Source organism: Bacillus sp. 123MFChir2 (assembly GCF_000383235.1).
GTDB lineage: Bacteria > Bacillota > Bacilli > Bacillales > Bacillaceae_G > Bacillus_A.
Window position 1 is genome coordinate 1 of sequence record NZ_KB911002.1, and the last position, 7,819, is coordinate 7,819.

8 protein-coding genes and 2 pseudogenes are annotated in these 7,819 nt (G+C 34.6%); 7 read left to right on the plus strand and 3 right to left on the minus strand.

Annotated features, from left to right (window positions below):
• Positions 1-183: pseudogene (locus tag H280_RS0122205) on the minus strand (IS5/IS1182 family transposase); the annotation flags it as partial.
• An 87-nt stretch (positions 184-270) separates the two neighbouring features.
• Entirely contained in the window at positions 271-498 is a 228-nt protein-coding gene (locus H280_RS25490; protein ID WP_231401809.1) for a DUF3916 domain-containing protein, read from the minus strand.
• Between the two features lie 303 nt (positions 499-801).
• Here H280_RS25490 and H280_RS0122215 point away from each other — a divergent pair, with 303 nt between their 5' ends.
• The 6 genes from H280_RS0122215 (at position 802) to H280_RS0122245 (ending at position 5,750) form a co-directional block, all read left to right on the plus strand.
• A complete protein-coding gene (locus H280_RS0122215; RefSeq protein ID WP_020063295.1) occupies positions 802-2,529 on the plus strand; it encodes a DUF2339 domain-containing protein in 1,728 nt (575 codons plus the stop codon).
• A gap of 267 nt (positions 2,530-2,796) precedes the next feature.
• Complete coding sequence (locus tag H280_RS0122220) at positions 2,797-3,000, plus strand: DUF3966 domain-containing protein (protein WP_028411346.1); 204 nt, start codon at positions 2,797-2,799, stop codon at positions 2,998-3,000.
• A gap of 57 nt (positions 3,001-3,057) precedes the next feature.
• A complete protein-coding gene (locus tag H280_RS0122225) occupies positions 3,058-3,486 on the plus strand; it encodes a nucleoside 2-deoxyribosyltransferase (protein ID WP_020063297.1) in 429 nt (142 codons plus the stop codon).
• A gap of 101 nt (positions 3,487-3,587) precedes the next feature.
• Complete coding sequence (locus tag H280_RS0122230; RefSeq protein WP_028411347.1) at positions 3,588-4,565, plus strand: HD domain-containing protein; 978 nt, start codon at positions 3,588-3,590, stop codon at positions 4,563-4,565.
• A gap of 15 nt (positions 4,566-4,580) precedes the next feature.
• On the plus strand, positions 4,581-5,072 hold the full coding sequence (locus H280_RS26245) for a hypothetical protein (protein ID WP_020063299.1): 492 nt from the start codon (positions 4,581-4,583) through the stop codon (positions 5,070-5,072).
• Between the two features lie 462 nt (positions 5,073-5,534).
• Positions 5,535-5,750 (plus strand): DUF3912 family protein, encoded by a 216-nt coding sequence (locus H280_RS0122245; protein ID WP_028411348.1) that lies wholly within the window; start codon positions 5,535-5,537, stop codon positions 5,748-5,750.
• Positions 5,751-6,065: 315 nt separating this feature from the next.
• Here H280_RS0122245 and H280_RS0122250 read toward each other — a convergent pair whose 3' ends face one another.
• Entirely contained in the window at positions 6,066-7,460 is a 1,395-nt protein-coding gene (locus H280_RS0122250) for an L-cystine transporter (protein ID WP_020063302.1), read from the minus strand.
• 207 nt (positions 7,461-7,667) lie between these two features.
• Between H280_RS0122250 and H280_RS24210 the strand changes: the two are divergent.
• Positions 7,668-7,819, plus strand: a pseudogene (locus H280_RS24210) (IS5/IS1182 family transposase); the annotation flags it as partial.

Consider the following 7,819-nt stretch of genomic DNA (forward strand, 5'->3'; position numbering starts at 1 on the left):
CATACGAACGGGCGGCACTGCGTTGCGGCCATTATCGAGACAATATTTACTTTTCAGTTCCTCTAAAACAAAAGAAAAATCTACCATTTCATTAAATTGACGGAGCATATTATCTTTTGGTATGACGATATCGTAAATCGCCATGAATGGGCTAAGGTTAAGAGATTGTTGTTTTGAAATCATCCGAGACACCACCTAGAATTATTACAACTATTATACATGAAAAAAACGAAAGCTTCCTCGATTTCATCGAGGAAGCTTTCGTTTTTTCTATGAAGACTTTTTCAGTGGCCTCAAATAAATACGATATTCTTTTTCATTCACAGTTTTTAGATGAATTAAATGTTCTACTCGATTGATTGCTGTCTGTAAATAAAATCGTTTAATTGAGTTGGAGTTACGTTTTGCATGTATATAAGAAGGATTGAAGGGAAGATGAATAGACCAGCAACCTAAATCAGAATGGTCGTTAGCATTTGGTAAAGAGCTTGTATGCATAGTAGTATACTTCAAGAAATTTCGGAATGCGCGCCTTAGACCACGAGTTTTCTTTTTTGAGCCATTGTTCCAAATCGATTGTTTCAAAGAAACACCTCATAAACAATATTTTCTATTTTTCTAGTTAAGTTAAGAAATAGAATGGGAAATGCTAGTTGTTACTATAATAGCGGAAATTGGATAATACAAGAAAAATTCCCTTAAAAAATGAATAAACTAATAGTATGATGTAGTTAATTGGAAATTCAACTAATTATAGGTGTATTTCTATTTAGCAGCATGATTAGAGGGGGGAGGGAGAAAATGAAACAAGATTTGAACCGAAAAATAGAAGCCCTAGAAACAACAATTGATATATTGAAAGAGACGCTCTATGAGTTAAAAGCACAGCAAAGAGTAATGGACGAAGAAAGGGTTCAACAAATAAAGGAACCCATTGAGAAGAAACAAGAAGTTAGTATCCCTGTGCAAAATGTACGACAAGAAGAAAGAGTCATTAACCAAGAAAGTGTGAAGGAGCCGGAAATAAAGCAGGTAGATATATCTGCATTTAAGCCTGAACCATTTGACATTATAAAATTTTGTCAAACATGGCTACCACGTATTTTCGTTGCCATTATGCTGCTTGGGGTAATTTGGCTATTTAAAGCGGGAGTAGATGCAGGAGTACTTACTCCAGCAATTCGTATTGTATTTGGCGTAGCATTATCAGTTGCTTTGTATTATGTAGGTGATATACAAATAAAAAAAGAACGTCAAGCGTTAGGTTTAGTGTTAGCTGGAGGAAGTATTACAGGCATTGTTTTAACGACATTCGCTGCGCATTATTTGTATCATTTCTTTCCGGCAAGCATGGCATTTATATTCAATATTATTTGGATTATACTCGGTATTTATTTAGCTAAGCGCTATCAATCAGAGTATCTCGCTATATTTGTATCTGTAGGAGCCTTTTTTGTACCGTTCTTATTAAATAGTACAGCACCTAATTCTTACATTTTCTTTGGATATGAAACAGTGTTAACGATTAGTTTATTATGGTATGCGTATAAAAATCGCTATCAATATTTATATATGGTATCTTACTCTGTTTCTGTACTTGTAACGTTTGTCTTTTTTGTAATTATGACCATGTTACTAGGGAATTTACAGGTGCAATTAACAATTGTTTATGGATTCATTCATATTTTGCTTTTCTGGCATATGTTTATTGATCGAAGTTTTATTTATCAATCTAGAACGGCTTTGTTTAGTGCCAATGCAATCTTCTTTGTTATGGCAATTGTGAAAATTCCGGATTTTACAACATGGGGATTGTTAATTAGTACAATTGTACACACTGTAATGTTTGTAGCTGACTATATGAAAAATAAAAAATCGTTATTTACAGATCTTTTATTTGGTTTTGCGATGGGGTCGTTTAGTTTAGCGATTTTATATGAATTTAGTTTAGTGAATGGAGCAATTGTATTGATGTTACAAGGCTTTTTAGGTATCGTTACTTCTGCGAAATTAAAACAAGAAATCAAGTTTTATATCAGTGCGGTTATTTATGGAATCGGTATGTTGCAAACGCTTGTTAGTCCATTTGAGACATTCATGTCAGCAGCTTTTGTAGCCCATCTCATTTTAGTGGGAACATTTTATTATGGAATGATGAAAGTGAAACCAATGTTGCAACATTTTGGAAAATATGTGTATTCGATTACGTTATATGGCTTTATGGTACTCGTATTTATTACGATTACTAGAATAGGAGAGGTTCTTTCAACAGACGGAAGTATTATCAGTGTATTTGTCTCGCTTTTATGGATGATATATGCTTTAGTTTCAGTTTGGTTTGGACGTAATAGAGGAATGAATGAAATATTATACGCCGGATTAGTTGTGTTGGTTGTGACAGTGATTAAGTTATTCTTCTTAGATTTACCAGAAGTATCAATGATGATTCGTGCAGTATTATTCTTACTTATTGGTGGGCTAGGGATTGTTATTTCTAGAATGTTTTTCTCGAAAGAAAAAGGTGAGTAGTAAAAAAAGCAATCCATTTAGGGTTGCTTTTTAAGATAGAGATAAAAGCACACTTTATCCCGCTATTTGTGGGCAGTAAGACCCCCGCCTCAAGAGTCAGAGAGAAGCAAAGAAGATAGGTGGAGGATAACTGCCCGTAAAAGCCCGATTGGGCGGGCTAACCGTCAGTGGGGGATGTAGAAAACCCCACTGACGGAAGTTTCACTTTATGTTACAATAGCATAGATTTGACAGACGAATTCTAATTATTGACGCGTTTAAATACGGATGAGATTAGGAGTGACTAGATTGGAGCTAAGTCTCTGTGAAAATATTGCTCTAGTTGTTTGTTTAGTATTGTATATTGGTAGTATTATAGTTTATATGGGACGGAATTTTTCACAAGAACGAAAGTTAGAAAAATCAGAAATTACAGCCGAATTAGATATGTTAAATGATAAAATTGATAAAAAAGCAAAAAAAGAGTCGTAAATGTCCTTTTTCTCTAAGATTTTTCTATCTATGTTGTATATGAAGAGGAGAGGTAGTATGAAATTTTATATCGCTTCAACTTTTACAAATAAACATATTGTCCGCCTTGCAGCAGGTAAACTGAAACAAGCGGGATGGATTCATACATATGATTGGACAAAAAATGAAAAAGCAACAAATAGGTTAGAATTACAAAGTATTGGACAAGCAGAAAAACAAGCTGTACGAGACGCAGATGTTTTTCTGCTTTTATTAAATGGCGGAAAAGGAAGTCATACCGAATTCGGAATGGCGCTTGCTTTGGAAAAGAAAATATTTGTGTATAAAGGAAACAGTCCATTGGATACAACATTTTATCATTTACCAGAAGTGCGTATCGTTGAAGATAACCTAGATGGATTTATCCCGCTATTTGTGGGCAGTAAGACCCCCACCTCAAGATTCAGGGAGAAGCGAGGAAGATATGTGGGGGATAACTGCCCGTAAAAGCCCGATTGGTTCAACTAACCATCAGTGGGAGATGAAAAAACTCTCCACTGATGGAAGTTTCACTTTATTGAACAAGTGTTAGAGGGGGCAGGGACATGATTACAATTCATGATTCTATATACGGTGAACATGATATAGATGATGTGCTTGCGGAACTATTGCAATCAAAGGCGGTGCAGCGTTTACAGAAAATTCATCAAGGCGGTGCAAGTTTCCTTGTGAATCCAATGTGGAACGTAACACGCTATGAACATTCTGTCGGTGTTATGCTTCTTGTGAAAATGTTAGGTGGCAGTATAGAAGAACAAATTGCGGCATTGCTTCATGATGTATCTCATACAGCATTTTCACACATTGTTGACCACGTATTAGAAGAGCAAGATGAGGATTATCATGAACAAATTTTTATGGATGTTATTGAAGCTTCAGATATTCCATCTATTTTGCAGAAATATGGCTATAATTATAGAATGATTGAGAAATGGGAACAATGGATGTTGTTAGAGCAACCTTTTCCGAATTTATGTGCAGATCGTATAGACTATACGTTACGGGATTTATATACATATGGAATGATTTCAAAGCAAGAAGTGTCTTCTTTTTTAGAAGATGTAATGGTTCATAATGGACAAATTTGTTTACAATCTGTACATGCAGTAGAATGGTTTACAGAAGCTTATTACAAAGAAACGATTGATTTCTTTTTGCATCCGTTGAATTCGTATGGTTACTATAGACTAACAGAAATATTAAAATACGCGTTACAAAGAAATATTTTACATCTATCTGACTTTTCAACTGATGATGAAACGGTGTTACATATATTACGAAACTGTGGGGATTGTCAAATTGATAAAATGCTTCACTCTCTACATTCGAAAGTAGTATTAGAAGAGAGTGAGACAGAATACGACATTTGTTATAAGGGTGGAAAAGAACGATTACTTGACCCGCTCATTTATATAAATGGTATGATGCAAAGGGCGTCTAGCGTATCCCTATTTGCTAAACAGTGTAATGAGAAAGCGAAAAAGCAATTGCAACAAAACGTATATTTAAAAATAAAGCGTGTATAAAAGGAGCTATAAAACATGAATTTAGAACAAGGATGGAAAACAAATTTCTTAACAGTTGTACAGCAAAGTGAATATAAGAAAGGTGCAACTTTAGCGCAATTACTATTTGAAGACGGGGAAGAAGTAGAAGAACTTGTCGATGATTATGGATATGAAGAGATTATTAATCGTGAACATGATGAAGAATTAGAAGAAATTTTAGGTGAAGAGTTATTTTATGAACTTGAGCGTAACGTCTTCTTATCATCGCAATCAAAAGAGAAGTGCATCTCTTTTATAAATGGCCTAGGATTTCAATTATTAGACTACATTGTGCTACTTGAATCAGAATTTCGTGTAGATAGTGCGATATTTTCATCTGATACCATAAAAAAAATGGAAAAACGTTTTCCAAAGTTTCCTTATGTAGAAGGTAGCCAAACAATTTTTGAGATGACATTAGAAGAAACGATTGAATTAATAGAAAATGTGACAGGTCTTCACATTAAAGAAAATATGAATGTATAAAAAAGAACGTGCTGGGCACGTTCTTTTTTATACATTCACTGTATGCTCTGCGCTTTTATATTGCTTTTCAATGATTGTATTTAAAGTCTTAATGATTTTTGTAATTGTTACTGTATCCATTGTTTTTCTTCTTTAAGAAGTTCGATTTTATCCCGTTATTCTTGGATAATAAGACCTCCACCTTAAGATTTAAAGAAAATGAAAAAGATAGGTAGGAGATAAATGTCTGTAAAAAATGATGTGTGAAACGAAACAGTGATGAAGCAAGTTTTCGCTGTATTAGTATAACATGAGTGTAAAAAGAAAAGCGCTAACAATTTATTTTGAAGAGGAATCTTTATATGTATTTTATGAGATTAAAATAAATGAAAAATAATTGTAATAAAGTAAAAAAAATAGAGGACTCTTTCGTTGTTTCATCATATACATAGATAAGTAGAGCAAATGAAAGAGGTGAAGATGTTGAACTTTGATATTACAGGACAAAAAGCATATGTAAAAGATGGACCGCATCGAAATCAAATAGGAACCATCAAACGAAATAGCACGGAGAAAGGTGCAAAATATGTGATTGTAATTGACGGCATGGATATTGATATTGAGTTAAAAGATATTGTTTTAATTGATGTAGATGTTCGGCAGTTTCATGATTGGTGTGAAGAACAAGGTTATTTATAAAAAATGGATATATACGGATGTTAATTGAAAAACTAACATAAAAACCCTTTTCTTTTTCGGTGGGCGAGAGCAACTGGCCATGCATAGAGGCGGTCAGTGTGCAAAGTTTAAAACAAATCCTTTTTCTACCACGATAGACAGAAAGTAGCTGCCATGTTTTGTTCTGCATGGCAGCTACTTAGATATTAAAAAGTCTTTTTAATAAGTTGGTGCAGTGAGGATTGAACAATTAATTTTCATTTTAACTAACATCTAAAAGTTAGAAGGTTTGTGTCATTATAAGAAAAGCACCCTCAATCCAGGGTGTTTTCTTTCTTATAATGCAATTTCTTCAGTTTTATGATCAGCTTCATTGTACGTATTTACATCTAACTCTCCAAGCCATTTGCTAGAAATAAGACCAGCTGTCATAGAGCCGCTTACATTTAAAGCTGTGCGTCCCATATCAATTAATGGTTCAACAGAGATTAATAGAGCGACAATTTCAATTGGCAAGTTCATAGTGGAAAGTACGATGAGTGCTGCAAATGTTGCTCCGCCTCCAACACCAGCCACGCCGAATGAACTAATTGCAACAACAGCGATTAATGTTAAGATAAATTGCGGTTGCAATGGATCAATGCCAACAGTTGGCGCAACCATCATGGCAAGCATAGCAGGATAAATACCGGCACATCCGTTTTGGCCAATTGATACACCAAAGGAAGCAGCGAAGTTTGCAATCCCTTCTGAAACACCAAGTTTTTCTTTTTGCGCTTCAATATTTAACGGCATCGTACCTGCGCTTGAGCGTGATGTAAACGCAAATGTTAAAACCGGGAATGCCTTTTTTAAATATTGCACTGGGTTTAAACCAGAAAGAGCGATCAGTAATAAGTGAATAATAAACATAACAATAAGCGCTACATAAGATGCCAAAACAAAATTACCAAGTTTTAAAATAGCTTGCACGTCACTTCCTGAAACGGTTTTTGCCATAAGAGCAAGTACGCCGTATGGAGTAAGACGTAAAATTAATGTAACCATACGCATGACGACCGCATATACGGCACCTAGCATATTCTTAAATTGTTCCGCTTGTTCTGGATATTTCTTTTTCACTCCTAAGAAAGCAATCCCAATAAATGCGGCAAAAATGACAACGGAAATGGTTGATGTAGGACGAGCGCCTGTTAAATCTAGAAATGGATTTGCAGGGAGTAATTCCAATAACTTTTGCGGAATCGGTGTTTGCTCAATAGAAGTAAATTTTTCTTGTACTAATTTTAAACGAGTTGTTTCTGCACTGCCTTGCTGTAAGCCAGTTGCTTGTAAGTCAAAACCAGCACTTGTAGCAATTCCGATTGCAGCGGCAATTCCAGTTGTGAGAAGTAAAATGCCAATAATAAGTCCGCTAATTTTGCCGAGATTACTAGTTAGTTTTAGTTTTGTAAACGCTGAAATAATCGAAACTAAAATAAGTGGCATCACGATCATTTGTAATAACTTAACATAACCACTTCCAATTAAGTTAAACCAATTATTAGATTGGATAATGACTTCGGAAGTTGGTTTATAAAAAAGTTGTAAAATAAGTCCAAATATAATTCCGAGTCCGAGTGCAGTAAATACACGTTTGTTAAAAGATAGGTGTTTCTGTTGCATATAATATAATACACCGAGTAATAGAAGCATAATGATGACGTTTATGCTAACTAACAATGTACTCATACTGTTTTCCCCCTTTAAATCTGTTACAAATAAATATATTCCAATAAAACCTATAAGTCAACTATGAAATTAAATAGGTATAAAAAAAGATGGCATATATGCCATCTTACAGGCTGTGGAGAAAGCCTTCTCCACAGCCTGTTTTTGTGTCTGAACATCTTTTTATCTGTCAACACTGATAAAAAAGATGCAAAGGAGCGATGCCCCATGATGGGAGCGCTGAAAAATCATCGTGATGAGCGCGTAACAATTTCTGTAGAAGAGTTAGTTCCGCAAGACCATTTCCTTCGTGCCATTGAGGCAACAATCGATTTTCATTTTATTGAAGAAAAATTACGTCCTTATTATTGCGCAAACAA

Bases quoted from the DNA above. Each gene is read 5' to 3' on its own strand.
- H280_RS0122250 (WP_020063302.1), bottom strand. From the start codon at position 7,460: ATGAGTACATTGTTAGTTAGCATAAACGTCATCATTATGCTTCTATTA.
- H280_RS0122220 (WP_028411346.1), top strand. From the start codon at position 2,797: ATGAGATTAGGAGTGACTAGATTGGAGCTAAGTCTCTGTGAAAATATT.
- H280_RS0122215 (WP_020063295.1), top strand. From the start codon at position 802: ATGAAACAAGATTTGAACCGAAAAATAGAAGCCCTAGAAACAACAATT.
- H280_RS25490 (WP_231401809.1), bottom strand. From the start codon at position 498: ATGCATACAAGCTCTTTACCAAATGCTAACGACCATTCTGATTTAGGT.
- H280_RS26245 (WP_020063299.1), top strand. From the start codon at position 4,581: ATGAATTTAGAACAAGGATGGAAAACAAATTTCTTAACAGTTGTACAG.
- H280_RS0122225 (WP_020063297.1), top strand. From the start codon at position 3,058: ATGAAATTTTATATCGCTTCAACTTTTACAAATAAACATATTGTCCGC.